The sequence below is a fragment of the Methylobacterium sp. CCH7-A2 genome (genome assembly GCF_001557075.1).
Lineage (GTDB): Bacteria > Pseudomonadota > Alphaproteobacteria > Rhizobiales > Beijerinckiaceae > Allobosea > Allobosea massiliensis.
The window spans coordinates 1-16,054 of the sequence record NZ_LSKN01000205.1 but is presented as its reverse complement, the minus strand read 5'-3'; the positions used below and the strand labels follow the sequence as shown (position 1 = coordinate 16,054).

Sequence of the window (16,054 nt, the reverse complement as noted above, 5' to 3'; positions counted from 1 at the left end):
CCATTGCGGAAGTTGCCGCAACGGCCGCCTGCAACGACCACTGGTCGCGCTCGGCCGGCGGTCCTTGAGCCGGCTCATCGCCGACCTTGCGTCTCAGGCGACGGTGCGGGCCGGTGCACCGGCAACGGCGGCCTCCGGGATGCGGCCCTCGAACCAGTAGGCCGCCGCAGCGTGGGACATCGCCTCGCCGTCATGGCCGATGCCGGGCACCTCGATATGGACCCAGTTGCAGGGCGCGCCGCGGCGCTGGGCCTCGGCCCGACCGAGTTCGATCATGCGATGCGAGCGCGCGAAGCGGTGCGGCCCCTGGGCCAGGGCCTCGGGCTGGGACGGCAGGTTCGGATCGTCGGTGGCGATGTCGCGGTCGCCGGCGAGGATGATCATCGGCGATGCGAGCCAGCGCAGCAGCGCCGCCTCGTCGAGCCCGAGGCCGCCCAGCCCTTCCGGGAAGGGCTTGTCGAGCGTCGGCAGGGTGTACCAGCCGGAATTGGCGGCGATGGCCGCCTCGAAGGGACCGAACCCTTGCGTCGCCAGCATGCGGTGGACGAACTGGCCGCCCGCCGAATGGCCGAAGATGCGGATAACGGGCCTGTCGATCACGCCGCCTGCGCGAAGCGCCTCGAGGACGCGCGCGGGGACCGCGTAGAGCCAGTCCTCGCGCGGCGCGACAGAGCTGTCCGGCCCGACGACGAGCCCGTTATTGTAGCCTTCGGCCTTGGGATAGACCGCATCGGGAAAGGTCGGCGCGACGATCAGGAGATTGTGCTTCTCCGCGGCATCAATCCAGAAGTCGCGATAGTCGTCGCCATTGCGCATCATGCCGTGCTGGACCACGACGACGGGATCATTCGGGCGATGACGCTCGGGACGGTAGCAGTTGACCGTCAGCGGCCGCTCCGGGTGGCGGGCATCGACGAAGGGCAGCGTGCTGCGGCCGGTGGGCGGGTTGAGCGTGGCGGTGGTCATGCGGCCTCCGGAGGCGTGTGCAGATGGCAGGCGGCGCTGCGGCCGGGCGCGATCTCGGCCAAGGGCGGCCTGATCTCGCGGCAGACCGCCATCGCCTGCGGACAGCGGGGGTGGAAAGGGCAGCCGGGCGGCGGCGCCAGCGGCGAGGGCAATTCGCCGCCCAGCGGCTTGAAGGCCTGCTTGCGCCGCGCTGCAGAGGGAATCGCCGCGATCAGGGCGGCGCTGTAAGGATGGGCCGGCGTCGCGAAGATCTCGGCCGCCGGCCCGATCTCGACGATGCGGCCGAGATACATGATCGCGACGCGGTCGCTGATGTGGCGCACCAGGCCGAGATCGTGGCTGACGAAGAGATAGGTCAGGCCGTGGCGGGCGCGCACATCCATGAACAGGTTGATGACCTGGGCCTGGATCGAGACGTCGAGCGCCGAGACCGGCTCGTCGCAGACGAGGAAGTCGGGCTTCACCGCGAGCGCCCGGGCGATGCCGATGCGCTGGCGCTGGCCGCCCGAGAACTGATGCGGATAGCGCTCGCGATAAGCGGTATCGAGCCCGACCTCGGTCAGGGCGCGGTCCACCGCCTCGTCGATCTGCGCCTTCGGCACCAGCTTGTGCAGGCTGAGCGCCTCTCCGACGATGCGGGAGACCTTCATGCGCGGATCGAGCGAGGCATAGGGGTCCTGGAAGATCATCTGGACCTTGAGCAGGTAGTCCAGGCGGTCCCTGCCCTTCAGCCCCGCGACCTTGCGCTGATCATAGACGACCTCGCCGGAGGTAGGCGGCAGGATGCCGGTGATCACCCGGGCGAGCGTGGACTTGCCGCAGCCGGATTCCCCGACGAGGCCGAGCACCTCGCCGCGTGCGATGGAGAGGTCGACGCCATCCACGGCGCGCAGCACTGGCGGCGGCTTGCCCCGGCCGGTCGCCATCAGGATGCGCTCGGCCAGTGTCGGGCTGCGGCGGAAATGCCGGGTGATGCCCTTCAACTCGAGGATCGGCGCGCTCATGCGGCGTCTCCCTGCGGCACGGGGTTGTGGCAGCGATAGCTCCGGCTGCCTTCCTCCGTCGGCATCGGATCACGTTCGGCACAGAGCGGCAGGGCATTGGGGCAGCGCGGGCGGAAGGGGCAGCCGCTCGGCCGGTCGTCGATGCGCGGCGCGACGCCGTCGATCTGGTTGAGGCGCCCGCCCGGCGCAACCAGCGTCGCCGAGGAGTTCAACAGCCCGAGCGTATAGGGGTGGCGCGGCGCGTCGAGGACGGCATCGACCGGCCCGATCTCAACGATGCGACCGGCATACATCACCGCCACCCGGTCTGCGAGTTCGGCCACCACCGCCAGATCGTGGGTGATCCAGAGCACGGCGGTGCCGGCCTCGCGGGCGAGCTTCTGAACCTCGAACAGGATCTGGCTCTGGATCGTGACGTCCAGCGCCGTCGTCGGCTCGTCGGCGATGATCAGGTCGGGGTCATTGAGCAGTGCGGTCGCGATGGCGACGCGCTGGCGCATGCCGCCGGAGAATTCGTGCGGGAACTGCTCCAGTCGCGCCTGCGGCGAGGAGATGCCCACCCGCGCCAGCGCCTTCGCCGCTTCGTCCAGCGCCGCGCTCCGGCCGATGTCGCGATGTTCGAGGATGGCCTCGCTCATCTGCTCGCCGATGCTCAGCACCGGGTTCAGCGTCATCAGCGGGTCCTGAAAGATCATGGCGATGCGGTCGCCACGTAAAGCGCGCAGGCGCTCATCGGACGCCGCCCTGATGTCCTCTCCCGCGAAGCGGATCGTGCCGGCGACGATCTCGCCCGGCGGATCGATCAGCCGGACCAGCGAGAAGCCGGTCACCGATTTGCCGGAGCCGGACTCACCGACGAGGCCCAGCACCTCGCCGCGCGCGATGGCGAGATCGACGCCGTCGACCGCCGGCCAGGCGCCGTCGAGCGCATGGAACACCGTCCGCAGGCCGCGGACCTCGAGCAGGGTTTCGGTCATGAGCGCACGTTGAAGCTGCGGCGCATGCGGTCGCCGACGAGGTTCAGCGAGACGATCAGCAGCACCAGCGCGATGCCGGGGAACACCGCGATCCAGTATTCGCCCGAGAGCAGGAATTCGAAGCCGTTGGCGATGAGCAGGCCGAGCGAAGGCTGCGTCACCGGCACGCCGACGCCGAGGAAGGAGAGCGTCGCCTCCAGCGTGATCGCGCTCGCGATGCTGATCGAGGCGACGACCAGCACCGAGCCGACCGAGTTCGGCAGCAGATGCGCGAGCATGATGTGCCGCGTCGGCAGGCCGAAATTGAGCGCCGCCTCGATGTACTCCTTGCGCCGCTCGACGAGTGCGGAGGCCCGCATCAGCCGCGCATATTGCGCCCATTGCACCAGCACGATGGCGAGAATCACCTTGTCCACGCCGCGCCCGATCGAGGCGAGCAGCACGAGCGCGATCAGGATCGAGGGGAAGCCGAGCATGAAATCGACGATGCGCATGATCAGCGCATCGACGAAGCCGCCGAACTGCGCGGCCAGCAGTCCCGCGGAGATGCCGATGACGAGCGCGCCGAGCGTGGCGGTCAGCCCCACCATCAGGCTGGTGCGCAGGCCGTAGAGGATCGCGCTCAGCATGTCGCGGCCCTGCGAATCGGTGCCGAGCCAATAGGTGATGCCGGTCATGCCCGCCTCGCCGGGCGGCAGCCGGTTGTCCATGACGCTGAGCGAGGCGAGGTCGTGCGGGTTCTGCGGCGCGATCATCGGGCCGAGCAAAGCGAGCCCGACCATGATGGCGAGCAGGATGGCGGCGCCGCGCGTGGTCGGGCGGCTGCGGATGCGGCGCAGCACGGCCGCGCGCAGCGTCGTCTCGGCCTCGGGCGGGACGGCGGGCGCCTTGGTCGTCGCGCTCATGCCGCCTCTCCCGTCAGCTTCACCCGCGGATCGAGCGCGGCATAGAGGATGTCGACGAGGAAATTCACCGTGACGAAGAGCAGCGTCGCCAGCAGCACATAGGCGACGACCACCGGGCGATCGAGCTGATAGACCGAGTCGATCAGCAGCTTGCCCATGCCGGGCCAGGCGAAGACGGTCTCGGTGATCGTTGAGAAGGCGACGAGGCTGCCGAACTCGATGCCGACGACGGTCACGACCGGGATCAGGATGTTGCGCAGGACGTGGCGGCCCACGATCCGGCGCGGCTTCACGCCCTTGGCACGCGCGTATTTGACGTAATCCTGCGTCATCGCCTCGCTCGTGCCCGCGGCGACGAGGCGGACCATCAGCGCCATGTTCGGGATGGCGAGGTTGATCGCCGGCAGCGCCAGATGGGTCAGCCCGTCCCAGGTCAGCAGGCTGGTGCGGATGCCGAGGACGGTGACGGTCTCGCCGCGTCCCGCCGTCGGGAGCCAGCCCAGCAGCACGGCGAAGAGCAGGATCAGCATCATGCCCTTCCAGAAGCTCGGCAGCGAATAGCCGAGCACGGTGGCGCCCATGATGATGCGCGCACCGCGGCTGTCGCGGTCGAGACCGGCATAGAGCCCGAGCGGGACGCCGAAGGCGATCGCCAGCGTCATCGCGAGCAGCACGAGCTCGAAGGTCGCGGGCAGGCGCGCCAGGATCAGTTCGATCGCCGGGACGCCATGGACGAAGGAGCGGCCGAGATCGCCCTTCAGCGCATTGCCCATGAAGACGAAATATTGCTGCCAGACCGGCAGATCGAGGCCGAGGCGGCGGATCAGCGCCTCGCGCTCGGCGGCGCTGGCCGAGGGCGAGACCAGAAGCTCGATCGGGTCGCCGATGCCGTAGACGGCGAAGAAGACGACGACCGAGACCGCGAGCAGCACGAATACGCTCTGGATCAGCCGCTGGAGGACATAGGCGGTCATGGGGTGCGACCGGCTCCGCGTTGCGGCGCGGGCCGCGCGGAGGCGGCCCGGCCTGTCGGGTCTTCGGCGGTCACTTCGCCTTCGGCTTCACCGACATCGCCAGCATGAACTGGTCGGCGCGGCCCTTGAGGTCGAGCTCGGACTTGAAGGCCCAGATGCCGCTCTCGAAGTGCAGCGGGATGAAGGCGTAGTCGGCGAGGACCAGCTTGCCGGCCTCCTGCAGCAGGGTGGCGCGCTTGGCGTCGTCGAGCGTCGTCACGGCCTCGCGGATCACCGCGTCGAACTTGTCGTTCTTGTAGCCGCCATAGTTCGAGCCGCCGAGCGTCTTGGTCTCGTTGGGGGTCGGCGGCCACTGACGCAGGAAGGAGGCCGCCTCGCCGGTCGCCGAGCCCCAGCCGCCGATCGCGACCGAAAACTCTTTCTTCGCGCGGCGCGGAAAGTAGATCGCCCGGGTCATCGCGTCGACCTCGGCCTTGATGCCGACCTGGGTCAGGTACTGCGCCACGGCCTGGGTGATCTGGCTGTCGTTGATGTAGCGGTCGTTGGTCGTCGAGAGCGTGACCTGGAAGCCCTTGGGGTAGCCGGCCTCGGCGAGGAGCTTCTTGGCCTGCGCCGGGTCATAGGCCAGCTTCTGCGGGTTGGCCTGCGTGCCGAACATGCCGGTCGGCAGGAACTGGTAGGCCGGCTCGGCCGCCCCGTCCATGATGCGCTTGACGATGGCGTCGCGGTCGATCGCCAGCGACATCGCCTGGCGGACGCGGACATCCTTCAGCGGGTTCTTGCCGTCCTCGGCCTTGACGAAGGGGCTCTGGTCGCGGGCGACGTCGAGCTGGAAATAGATCACGCGGGTCGATGGCGTGATGACGTGGTCGAAGCGCTTGTCGCCCTTGATGCGACCGAGATCGCGGGCGGCGGGGTTCTCGATCACGTCATAATCGCCCGCGAGCAGGCCGGCGAGGCGCGGGCCGGCGTTGGTGACCGGCAGCAGGCGCACCGTCGCCCAGGGCTCGGCCTTGCCCCAATAGGTCGGGTTGCGCTCGAGCTCGATGGCCGAGCCGCGGACATAGGATTTCAGCTTGTAGGGGCCGGTGCCGATGGCGAGGCTGCCGTCGTTGAAGCCCGTCACGGTCGGCCAGGGGCCGGTGACGCCGCAGTTCTTGGCGATGTCGTAGGTGATGGTGCCGTGCTCGACGATCGAGGCCGAGAGGATGCCGAGGCCCGAGAGCAGGTTCGGCAGCAACGGCTCGGGCGCGATCGTCTCGATCACCAGCGTCTGCGGATCGGGCGACGTGACCGAGGCGAAGTTGCCGGTGATGTCGGCGAAGGAATCGGAGACCTTGGTCTCGTTCTTGAGCGTGCGGCAGAAGGTGAAGATGACGTCCTGCGCGGTGAAGGGCTTCCCGTTCGAGAAGGTGACGCCCTGGCGCAGCTTGAAGGTCCAGCGGTTCTTGCCGTCGTTCTCCCAGGAGGCGGCGAGTCCGGGCAGCAGCTTCTGCTGCTCGTCCTGGCTGACCAGCGATTCGAAGATGTGCTGCGCCAGCGCGTTGTTCGGCGTCAGGTCGTGGTAATGCGGATCGACGGCGGTCGGCTCGGAGGCGAGCGCGATGCGCAACGTCTGCGCGCTGGCCGCCGATGCGGCCAGGCAGGAGACGGCGACGGTGGCGGAAAGCAGGAATGTGCGCATGATGACGGTTGCTCCCGGCTGAAACCGTTTTGACAGGTTTATTTTCGTCCAGTAGCAAACATGAAAATTTTTTTACGTCAACCGGGCGCGACCGCATGTCCCAAGGCCTGAAGCCATCGACGGATCTGTCGAACCGGATCGCCCTGATCTACCCCTCGCTGAGCGACGGCCATCGCCGCGCGGCGGATTTCGTGCTGCGCCATCCGCTCGACGTCGCGACGATGACGATCGAGGGGCTGGCCGAGGGCAGCGGCACCTCCAACGCCACGGTGACCCGCTTCGTGCGGGCGTTGGGCTATGGCGGCTATGGCGAGTTCAGGGCGGCGCTGTCGGCGGCGCTGAAATTCGCGCATGAGCCGGTGGACAGCTTCGCCGGCGCGCGCGCGGCGCCGGGCTCGACCTTCGCCACCTTCTCCCAGGCGCTGGCCGACCAGGCCGCCAATCTCCAGGCGGCGCGGGATGGGCTCGACGAGCCGACGGTGACACGGGCGGTCGCCCTGCTGACCACGGCGTCGCGCGTCTTCATCGCCGCGTCCGGGGCCAGCCACCATGTCGCGGGCTTCCTCGAGGACGGGCTGGCGCTCTATCTCGACGCCGATGTCACCTTCGCCTCTTCGCGCACGGGGCCCGAGCGGGCGATCCGGCACATGCTGTCGGCGCGGCCGGACGATCTCGTGGTGGCAATCTCGATGCAGCGCTATTCCCGCGCCACGCTCGATCTCGCGAGCTTCGCCAAGAAGCGCGGCGCCTCCGTGCTGGCGCTGACCGACGGCGCGACCTCGCCGCTGGCCGCGATCGCCGACGTCACGCTGTTCGCCCCGTCGCGCAGCCATCTGCTGCCGAATTCGCCGACTGCGATCTTCGCGCTGGCGGATGCGCTGATCGCGGCTGTGGCGCGCGAGCGTCCGGATTCAGCCGAGGCGCTGCGCGAACTCAGCGAAAGCCTGCTCTGGACCTTCCACCGCTAGGCCAGGCGGGGCAGCGGCTACCGCCGACGGCCCTTCGGTCCGCGCGTCTCGGGCGTCTTCGCCTTGTTCTCGGCGTCGAGCTTGCGCCAGCGGGCGAGCCGGGCGGGATCGACCGCGCCGCTCGCCACCGCCGCCTGAACCGCGCAGCCGGGCTCGTGCTCATGGGTGCAGTCGCGGAAGCGGCAGAGATGGGTGAGTTCGGTGATCTCGGCGAAGAGCGTCTCCAGCCCGGAGGCGGCATCGCTGACATGAAGCGTGCGCATGCCCGGCGTGTCGATGACCCACCCGCCGCTGGCAATCGCATGGAGCGAGCGCGAGGTCGTGGTATGGCGGCCCTTGTCGTCGCGGGCGCGGATGCCGCCGGTCTCCTGCGCCTCCTCGGGGGCGAGACCCGCCAGCGCGTTGACCAGCGTCGACTTGCCGACGCCCGACGAGCCGACGAGGGCGACCGTCCGCCCCTCCCCGCACCAGGGCGTCAGCACCGCCGTGGCGCCGGTTTCCTTCGGGTTGACGAGCGCCACCGCCAGCCCGCGCTGCAGCGCCGCCGCCTCGGCGCGGTAGCTCTCCGCCTCTTCCGTCAGATCCGCCTTGGTCAGCAGGATCACCGGCTCGGCGCCGCTCTCATTGGCGAGTGCCAGATAGCGCTCCAGCCGCGCGACGTTGAAGTCGGCGTTGCAGGAGGTGACGATGAAGAGCGTGTCGATATTGGCGCCGGCGAGCTGGGGCGTCTTGCTGCCCTCGACTCGGCGCGCAAGCACGGTGCGGCGCTCGAGCAGGCGCCCGATCGCATGCGTCCCCGGCTCGACCAGCACCCAATCGCCCACGGTATAGGCACCGGTGTCGGTGTGGACGGGGAGAGAAAGCCGGATCGGCCCCTCCTGCCCGATCGCGCTCATCCTCGCGCGATGGACGGTGGCGATGCGGGCGGGCCGCAGGCCAACGTCCTCCGGACCGCACTGCTCGGCGAAGAAGGAACTCCAGCCGAGCGCGGGAAGCGTCCAGGCGGCGGGCTCGGGCGCGGTCATCGGCGGGCGGTCCTGCAACGGGCGATGCTCATCCTGCCGGTAGAGCGGGCTTCGGGCCGGCCGGCAAGCGCCCTGGTCTCGGCCGCCGCATCAGCGCGACGAAGAGCGGCGGCGAAGACATCATAGCCCTGCGCCGGGCGGCGCTCGCGGCTGGCCGCGGCTTTGCTATGGTCGGAGGCAGCGGCCCGACTCCAGGCCGCCAGCCTGCCGGAGAACAGCATGACGACGCAACCCTTCGACCTTGTCATTCGCGGCGGCACCGTCGGCACATCGACCGCGCATTTCGTCGCCGATGTCGCCGTGAAGGACGGCAAGATCGCGGCGATCGGCACCGGGCTCGGCCAAGGCGCGCGCGAGATCGACGCGACCGGCAAGTTCGTCCTGCCGGGCGGCATCGATACCCATGCCCATGTCGAGCAGGTGTCGGCCGGTGGGCTGATGAACGCCGACACCTTTGAGAGCGCCACGACCTCGGCGGCCTTCGGCGGCAACACCACGCTGGTCTCCTTCGCCGCCCAGCATCGCGGGCTCGATCTGCGCAAGGTCGTCGACGACTACGCGGCGCTCGCGAAGCGCGGCGCGCTGATCGACTACGCCTTCCACATGATCGTCGCGAATCCCGACGAGAAGACGATCAAGGAGGACCTTCCGGCGCTCATCAAGGAAGGGCACGCCTCGATCAAGGTCTTCATGACCTACGACCTGATCAAGGTCGACGACGAGCCCCTGCTCGACCTGATGCTGACGGCGCGCGAGCACCGCGCCCTGATCTGCGTCCATGCCGAGAACCACGGCATGATCTCCTGGATGGGCAAGAAGCTGGTCGAGCGCGGCTATACCGCGCCGAAATTCCACGCGATCAGCCATCCGCGCGGCTCGGAATCGGAGGCCTTCACAAGGCTGATCACCCAGGCCGCGCTGATCGACCAGCCGATCATGATCTTCCACGTCTCGACCGCCGAGGGCGCCGCCGTGATCCGGCAGGCGCGCGGCCAGGGCCTCAAGGTCTTCGCCGAGACCTGCCCGCAATATCTGTTCATGACCAAGGCCGATCTCGACAAGCCGGGGCTGGAAGGCGCGAAATGGATGTGCTCGCCGCCGCCGCGCGAGACGACCGACCAGGACGCGCTCTGGCAGGCGCTGGCGCTGGGCGATCTCCAGACGGTGTCCTCCGACCACGCGCCCTACCGCTTCGACGAGAGCGGCAAGCTCTCCGCCGGGCCGAACCCCAACTTCAAGCAGATCGCCAACGGCCTGCCGGGGCTGGAGACCCGTCTGCCCCTGATGTTCGACGCGCTGGTCTCGAAGGGCCGGCCCGAATTCGCCGGGCGCGGGCTGGAGGCCTTCGTCGACCTGACCGCGACCGCGCCGGCCAAAATCTACAACCTGCCGGGCAAGGGCGCGATCCAGCCGGGCTATGACGCCGACATCGCGATCTGGGACCCGACGCGCGAGGTGACCATCACCGACGAGGCGATGCACGACCTGACCGGCTTCACACCCTTTGCCGGCTATCAAGTGACCGGCTGGCCCGAGACCGTGATCCGCCGCGGCGAGGTCGTCGTCAGCGACGGGGCGCTTCATGCCAAGGCCGGCTCCGGCCGCTGGCTCTCGCGCACGGGCGGCCCGGCCGCCGAGCCGACCGGCAACCTCGTGCTGGAGATGGACCCCGAACGGAATTTTGGCGCGACGATTTTGTGAGCGTCGCAGTTTGCCCTCGGAAACGCCCCGTCATCCTGGACAAGCTGCGATGCAGCGCAGCTCCGGGATCCATCATAGGGTTACGACATCGCCCTATGATGGATCCCGGTCGTCGCTTCGCTCCGCCCAGGATGACGGAGTGGCTCGGAGGCGAGGCAATCCGGCTCACCCCTCCGGCACCCACGGCACCATCCGCAGGATCGTGCCGCCGAGTTGGGCGAAGGCGCGCTGGCGGCAGGAGAAGACGATGATCTGCTGGCCGCTGGCCTGGCGGTGCAGCGCGTCGAACATGCGCTCGATGCGGTCGTCGTCGGAATAGACCAGCGCATCGTCGAGGATGACCGGGGCCGGCTGGCCGTCCTTGGCCAGCAGCCGCGCGAAGGCGAGCCGCGTCAGCACGGCGAGCTGCTCGCGCATGCCGCCGCTGAGCACGCCGACCGGCTCCTCCAGCCCGTTGCGGCTGACCGTGCGGGGCAGCAGCGTCTCCTCGTCGAAGGTCACTGTCGCATCCTCGAACAGCAGGCCGAGCAGCGGCCGCAGCTCCGTCATCACCGGCGCGAAATAATGGTCGCGCGCTTCGGCGCGGGCCGCCTCGAGCGCCGCCCGCAGCCGCGTCAGCAGGGCGACCTCGCGCTCCAGCGCGACCACGCGCCGCTGGGCGGCACCGAGCTTTTCCGACGCCTCCTGCCAGGCCTCCTCGACAGCGGCGTCGGCGCGGGCGCGGATGCGGCCGTTCAGCTCGGCCGCCTCCTCGCGCAGCGCCGCGATCTCGGCCAAGGCGCCGTCGAGCACGGAGCGCATGCGGCGCAGCTTGGCCTCGGCCCCCGCGATATCGACCGCACCGGCCCGGAGCGCATCGCGCTGCGCCTGCGCCGCCGACCAACCCTGCTGGGCCTGCGCCAGCGCAGCGCTCCGCTGCGCCTCCAGCGCATCCCGCTCCCGCTCGGGGCCGAGCGTCGCCGCCAGCCCCGCCAGCTCCGAGGCAATGCCGGCCAGGGCCCGTTCGGTCTCGACGACGGCCGCATTGGCGGCGTCGCGGGCGGCCTGCGCCTCCCGCTGCGCGCGGCGCGCGGCGACCACGCGGCCTTCCGTCTCGACCAGGCTCGCACGCGCGGTTTCCGGATCGCCTTCAGCTTCTTCGGCGCCAGCCCCTTGCGCCTCCAGCCGCGCGATCTGCTCCTGAAGCGCGGGCAGACCGTCCGGGGCCAGCAGGCGCAGGCGCTGCCGTGCCAGATCGAGCCGTCCGTTCAGCTCGCTGGCCGCGCTGTCGCGGCGTCGCGCCTCGGCGAGATCGGCCACCGCGAGTTCCGCCAACAGCGCCGTCCGCTTCGCCTCGGCCCGGGCGAGATCCGCCTCGTCGTCGCCACCCTGCGGCAGGGTGATGGCGAGCCGGCCGACGCCCTGGATGGTCAGGGTCGCGGCGCCGGACAGGGTGCGTTCCTCCTCGTCATCGAGCGCCGCGCCGTCGAGCTGGATGGCGGCGGCGACGCCAGGATCATAGGCGACGCGCAGCAGCGGGCGGCGCGCCGCCGCCGTCGCGCGCAAGCCGACGAGCTCGCTTTCCAGCGTTTCCAGCCGCGCCAGCGCCCCCGCCGGCAGCCGCAGCGCCTTCAGCTCGGCCTCGATCGTCTCGATCTCGGCACGTCCCTCGGCCGCGCGCTCATGCTCCTGCCGCAGACGCGCCAGCTTCTCGCCGGCCTCACGGGCGCGCATCGCCTTGTCCAGCCGGGCGAGCAGCTCACGCGCCTCGCGCTCCCCGGCTTCAGCCCGCTCGACTTCGGTCGCGGTTGCGAGACCGGCCTCGTTGGCAGCGCGCTGGCGCGCCAGCGCCTCGTCGCGACGGCCGCGGCTTTCTGCCTCGCGTTCGCGCAGCAGCGCCAGCCGCGCGAGATCGCGACGCAGCGTGTCGAGCGCCTCGCGGGCCGCGTCGCGGGCATTGCGGGCGAGCGCGGCCTCGACCTCGGCCGTGCGCAGCGCCTCGCCATGGGCCCGGGCGGCGGCGAGCGCCGCCTCGGCCTGGGCGACCTCGCGCAGCAGGGTCGCATGGCGCTCGGCGTCGTCGAGCTCGGCGAGCCGGGCCCGCAGGCTGCGGCGCCGGTCGAGCGCGTCGCGCAGTTCGCGCAATTCGCCCGCTAGCTTCTGCTCATGCTGGGCCAGCGCGTCGCGCTCCTCCAGCGCCTGCGCATAGGCGCCGCCGGCCTTGGGCCGACCCGTCGCCGTGACGAGAGGCGCCAGTTCCGCCTCGCAGGCGGCGAGCGCCTGCGCCATGCGGCGGCCGCCGGTGAGGGATTCGACCTCGCCCTGGACCGAGGTCAGGACGGATTCGCGGGCGCGCTTCTCGCCCTCCTCGTCGCTCCTGGCCCGCCGCTCGATGCCGGTGATGCCCTGACGCACCCAGAGCAGACCCGCCGGCCCCGCCGTGCCGCCCTGGACGAGGTTGGCGATGAAGCGCTCGGCCTCGTCGGCCTGGGCGACGAGCCGGCCGGAGGCGAGTTCGCGCACCATGGCGCGCTTGCCGCCATAGAACTGCTTCGTCAGCCGGAAGGCGCCGTTCGCGGTCGTGATGTCGGCCTCGACCAGCGGGTTGCCGCCGCTATAGGGCCGCAGGCCCTGTACGGCACTGGGCGTGCCGGTGTGGGGCTGGAAGAACAGCGCGTGGAGCGCGTCGAAACAGGTCGATTTGCCGAATTCGTTGACGGCGCAGAGTACATTGACGCCGTCGCCGATGCCCTCGACGGCGACGCCCCGGCCGGCGAAGCGGCGGACATTGTGGAGGCGCAGCGCCGTCAGCTTCATGCGGGCATCGCCGCGCAATAGGAGAACAGCCGCGCCAGCGCGTCGCGCGCCGCCTGGCGCTCGGCTGCGGAACGCGCCTCGTCGAGGCTCTCAGCGAGCAGCGCGTCGGCGGCCTGGCGCAGCGCCCCTGCCCGGTCGATCGCGTCGAGATCGTCGCTCTCGCAATCCGTCGCCAGGGCCTCGGCATCCAGTTGCAGGAAGGCGAATTCCGGCGCGACCGCCGCGATCGCGGCGTCGAGCCAGGCGCGCGCCTGTGGCCGCAGGCGCCCCGCAGCGACGACGCGCAGCAGGGTCTGGCGACGGACGGGGCCGGCCGGCAGACGCTTCGTCAGAGCCGAGGCACCATCATCGCCGGAGAGCAGGTCGAGCGGCAGGCTGCGCCAGTCGAAGCTGCCGGTCTCGACGGGCGTGACCTCGGGCATGGCGCCGGGACCGGTGAGCGACACCAGCAGCGCGCGGCCCGGCTGGTCGTGCTTGAAGCGGTCGGGCTCCGGCGAGCCGGAGTACCAGCTGCGCGGGCCGATCGGCATCTGGCCGTGCCAGTCGCCGAGCGCGAGATAATCGAGCCCGGCCCGGATCGCCCGGTCGGGCGCGATGATGTCGAGGCCGCCGCCATCCTCGGAAAAACTCTGGATCGCGCCATGGGCGAGGCCGATGCGCAGCGCCCCTTCCGGCGTGGCGGCGCCGTCCATCCAGTCGGTCAGGTCGCGGCCCGGGCGCCGCGTGGTGCAGGGCGCGGGCAGGATGACGATGCCGGGTGCAAGCGCGAGCGGCGCGGCTTCCGTCGCCAGCACGACATTGGCCGGCAGGGCGGCGCGTGTCGCGGCCCAGAGCTCGTCGGCGAGCAGCGAGTCATGGTTGCCGGGCAGGATGACCCAGCGCAGCGGCGCATGGCCCGCCATGGCGGCGAGCGCCTGGCGCAGCATGGCGGGGCTCGGCGTCTCCGTGTCGAAGCTGTCGCCCGCCAGCAGCACGGTCTGCGCGCCGCCTGCCCGCGCCTGCGCCGCCAGCCGGTCGAGCACCGTGTGGCGCGCCTCGCGCAGCCGGCCGCGCAACTCCTCCGGCAGGGTGCCGAAGCGCTTGCCGATATGCAGATCGGACGAGTGGAGAAACCGGAACATCGCACCCTGAAACGAAACAGCGGACCGCGAATCCACCGAGGCCCGTTCGGGCCGGCGCGCAGCATCGTCGCAAATGCGCGCGAAGGAAATGGCGGGCCGCGATCAGCCGAAGAGGTCGGGCTGCTTGGCTGGCCTGGCCCGAGCCGGCGCGTCGAGCCCGTCGAGGATGACGGCGGCCTCACGCCGGATCGTCTCGACATGGGCCGGCGTCATCCGGTCCAGGTTCTTGTAGGGCATCGCCATGCGGGGATTGTTGCCGAGCCGGTCGCGGTTGCGGATCAGGAAATCCCAGTAGAGCGGATTGAAGGGGCAGGCCCCCTTCCCGGTCTTGATCTTTGGATCATAGGCGCAGGACCCGCAGTAATCCGACATCCGGTCGATATAGGCGCCCGAAGCTGCATAGGGCTTCGAGCCGAGGAGCCCGCCATCGGCGAAGATCGCCATGCCATGGGTATTGGGCAGCTCGACCCATTCGAAGGCGTCGGCATAGACGGCGAGGTACCAGGCCTCGATCTCGGACGGGCGGATGCCGGCGAGCAACGCGAAATTGCCGGTCACCATCAGCCGCTGGATGTGATGGGCATAGGCGTTGCGGTTCGTGTCGGCGATGGCGTTCGCGAGGCAATTCATGTCGGTCTCGCCCGACCAGTAGAACCAGGGCAGCGGGCGATCGGCTTCGAGCGCATTGGTCTGCGCATAAGCGGGCATCTCCAGCCAGTAGATGCCGCGGACATATTCGCGCCAGCCCAGGATCTGGCGGATGAAGCCCTCGACGGCGTTGAGCGGCGCCTTCCCGCCCCTGTAGGCGGTTTCGGCGGCGACACAGACCTCGCGCGGCAGCAGCAGGCCGATGTTCAGATAGGGCGAGACAAGGGCATGAAAGAGGAAGCCTTCGCCCTCGGCCATCGCATCCTGATAGTCGCCGAAGCGCGGCAGCGCCGCCTCGACGAAATGAGCAAGAGCTTTGAGCGCATCCTCTCGCGTCACGGCCCAGCCGAAGCCGTCGAGATCGCCGAAATGCCCGGCGAAGCGGGTCGCGACGAGGTCGATTACGTCGGCCGTCACCGCATCGGGCGCGAAGCGCAGGCGCCGCGGCGGCGTTATGCCGGCCGGCAGGCGCTTGCGGTTCTCGGCGTCGAAGTTCCACTGGCCGCCGACCGGACCATCCTCCTCCATCAGCAGCCCGGTGCGGCGGCGCATCTCGCGGTAGAAGAACTCCATGCGATAGGATTTGCGGCCATCGGCCCAGGCGGCAAACTCGGCGCGCGAGCAGAGGAAGCGGTCGTCGTCGCGGATCTCGACGGGGAGGCCAAGATCCCGCGCCCAGTCGTCCATCATGCGACGCACCCGCCATTCGCCGGGCTCGGTGACGATGACGCGGTCGGGCCCGTGGCGGGAGACCGCGCGCGCCAGCTCGCTCGAGAAGGAGCCGGTGTTGGCGGGATCGTCGAGCGCCACGTAATCGACGCTCAGCCCCTCCTCGCGCAGCTCGCGAGCGAAGTGGCGCATCGCCGAGAGAATGAAGGCGATCTTCTGCTTGTGATGGGGGACATAGGTCGTCTCCTCCGCCACCTCGACCATCAGCACGACGTCTCGCTGCGGATCGAACCCGTCGAGCGCGGAGAGGTCGCGGCTGAGCTGGTCGCCGAGGATCAGGACGAGGGTCTTCACCGGGCGGAGCTCCTCCGGCCCCGCCGGTCGCTCACAGATCCTGTCGGGCTCATCGCAGCGCTCCTGTCGTTGCGATGACTACGCGCCGCTCCCGCGAACGGTTCAGCCGAAGGCTCTGGCGCCCCTCAATCCTCGTCTTCGCGGGCTCGGCCTGTTTCGACGAGGATTTCGCGTTTGCCGGCGTGGTTGGCGGGGCCGACGATGCCTTCGTTCTCCATCCGCTCCATGATCGAGGCGGCGCGGTTGTAGCCGATCTGGAGAC

The 16,054-nt window shown here is 70.0% G+C and carries 12 protein-coding genes; 2 read left to right on the top strand and 10 right to left on the bottom strand.

The window, feature by feature from the left end; all coding sequences use genetic code 11:
* Positions 1–93: 93 nt before the first annotated feature.
* From AX750_RS15445 to AX750_RS15420, 6 genes are all read right to left on the bottom strand, one after another.
* Positions 94–966, bottom strand: coding sequence for a hydrolase (locus AX750_RS15445; protein WP_066720745.1), 873 nt, complete (start codon positions 964–966; stop codon positions 94–96).
* Complete coding sequence (locus AX750_RS15440; protein ID WP_066720742.1) at positions 963–1,970, bottom strand: ABC transporter ATP-binding protein; 1,008 nt, start codon at positions 1,968–1,970, stop codon at positions 963–965. Before AX750_RS15440 ends, AX750_RS15445 begins: the two co-directional genes overlap by 4 nt.
* Entirely contained in the window at positions 1,967–2,947 is a 981-nt protein-coding gene (locus AX750_RS15435) for an ABC transporter ATP-binding protein (RefSeq protein WP_066720739.1), read from the bottom strand. Before AX750_RS15435 ends, AX750_RS15440 begins: the two co-directional genes overlap by 4 nt.
* A complete protein-coding gene (locus tag AX750_RS15430) occupies positions 2,944–3,852 on the bottom strand; it encodes an ABC transporter permease (protein ID WP_066720736.1) in 909 nt (302 codons plus the stop codon). The genes AX750_RS15435 and AX750_RS15430 overlap by 4 nt, the downstream gene beginning before the upstream one ends.
* Positions 3,849–4,826, bottom strand: a complete 978-nt coding sequence (locus tag AX750_RS15425) for an ABC transporter permease (RefSeq protein ID WP_066720733.1) — start codon at positions 4,824–4,826, stop codon at positions 3,849–3,851. Before AX750_RS15425 ends, AX750_RS15430 begins: the two co-directional genes overlap by 4 nt.
* A gap of 70 nt (positions 4,827–4,896) precedes the next feature.
* The gene (locus AX750_RS15420; protein WP_066720730.1) at positions 4,897–6,510 is read right to left on the bottom strand and encodes an ABC transporter substrate-binding protein; all 1,614 of its coding nucleotides are present in this window, start codon (positions 6,508–6,510) and stop codon (positions 4,897–4,899) included.
* 95 nt (positions 6,511–6,605) lie between these two features.
* Here AX750_RS15420 and AX750_RS15415 point away from each other — a divergent pair, with 95 nt between their 5' ends.
* Complete coding sequence (locus tag AX750_RS15415) at positions 6,606–7,478, top strand: MurR/RpiR family transcriptional regulator (protein WP_066720728.1); 873 nt, start codon at positions 6,606–6,608, stop codon at positions 7,476–7,478.
* A gap of 17 nt (positions 7,479–7,495) precedes the next feature.
* On the opposite strand, the gene rsgA is transcribed toward AX750_RS15415, so the two are convergent.
* Complete coding sequence (gene rsgA / locus AX750_RS15410) at positions 7,496–8,503, bottom strand: ribosome small subunit-dependent GTPase A (RefSeq protein WP_066720844.1); 1,008 nt, start codon at positions 8,501–8,503, stop codon at positions 7,496–7,498.
* A 219-nt stretch (positions 8,504–8,722) separates the two neighbouring features.
* Here rsgA and hydA point away from each other — a divergent pair, with 219 nt between their 5' ends.
* Complete coding sequence (hydA, locus tag AX750_RS15400; protein ID WP_066720722.1) at positions 8,723–10,204, top strand: dihydropyrimidinase; 1,482 nt, start codon at positions 8,723–8,725, stop codon at positions 10,202–10,204.
* A 165-nt stretch (positions 10,205–10,369) separates the two neighbouring features.
* Here hydA and AX750_RS15395 read toward each other — a convergent pair whose 3' ends face one another.
* The 3 genes from AX750_RS15395 to AX750_RS15385 form a co-directional block, all read right to left on the bottom strand.
* Complete coding sequence (locus tag AX750_RS15395) at positions 10,370–13,000, bottom strand: DNA-binding protein (RefSeq protein ID WP_066720720.1); 2,631 nt, start codon at positions 12,998–13,000, stop codon at positions 10,370–10,372.
* The gene (locus AX750_RS15390) at positions 12,997–14,121 is read right to left on the bottom strand and encodes a DNA repair exonuclease (protein WP_066720718.1); all 1,125 of its coding nucleotides are present in this window, start codon (positions 14,119–14,121) and stop codon (positions 12,997–12,999) included. The genes AX750_RS15395 and AX750_RS15390 overlap by 4 nt, the downstream gene beginning before the upstream one ends.
* A gap of 102 nt (positions 14,122–14,223) precedes the next feature.
* Positions 14,224–15,792, bottom strand: coding sequence for a cryptochrome/photolyase family protein (locus AX750_RS15385; RefSeq protein ID WP_066720716.1), 1,569 nt, complete (start codon positions 15,790–15,792; stop codon positions 14,224–14,226).
* Between the last annotated feature and the right edge of the window lie 262 nt (positions 15,793–16,054).

Bases quoted from the DNA above. Each gene is read 5' to 3' on its own strand.
- AX750_RS15445 (WP_066720745.1), bottom strand. From the start codon at position 966: ATGACCACCGCCACGCTCAACCCGCCCACCGGCCGCAGCACGCTGCCC.
- AX750_RS15440 (WP_066720742.1), bottom strand. From the start codon at position 1,970: ATGAGCGCGCCGATCCTCGAGTTGAAGGGCATCACCCGGCATTTCCGC.
- AX750_RS15435 (WP_066720739.1), bottom strand. From the start codon at position 2,947: ATGACCGAAACCCTGCTCGAGGTCCGCGGCCTGCGGACGGTGTTCCAT.
- AX750_RS15430 (WP_066720736.1), bottom strand. From the start codon at position 3,852: ATGAGCGCGACGACCAAGGCGCCCGCCGTCCCGCCCGAGGCCGAGACG.
- AX750_RS15425 (WP_066720733.1), bottom strand. From the start codon at position 4,826: ATGACCGCCTATGTCCTCCAGCGGCTGATCCAGAGCGTATTCGTGCTG.
- AX750_RS15420 (WP_066720730.1), bottom strand. From the start codon at position 6,510: ATGCGCACATTCCTGCTTTCCGCCACCGTCGCCGTCTCCTGCCTGGCC.
- AX750_RS15415 (WP_066720728.1), top strand. From the start codon at position 6,606: ATGTCCCAAGGCCTGAAGCCATCGACGGATCTGTCGAACCGGATCGCC.
- rsgA (WP_066720844.1), bottom strand. From the start codon at position 8,503: ATGACCGCGCCCGAGCCCGCCGCCTGGACGCTTCCCGCGCTCGGCTGG.
- hydA (WP_066720722.1), top strand. From the start codon at position 8,723: ATGACGACGCAACCCTTCGACCTTGTCATTCGCGGCGGCACCGTCGGC.
- AX750_RS15395 (WP_066720720.1), bottom strand. From the start codon at position 13,000: ATGAAGCTGACGGCGCTGCGCCTCCACAATGTCCGCCGCTTCGCCGGC.
- AX750_RS15390 (WP_066720718.1), bottom strand. From the start codon at position 14,121: ATGTTCCGGTTTCTCCACTCGTCCGATCTGCATATCGGCAAGCGCTTC.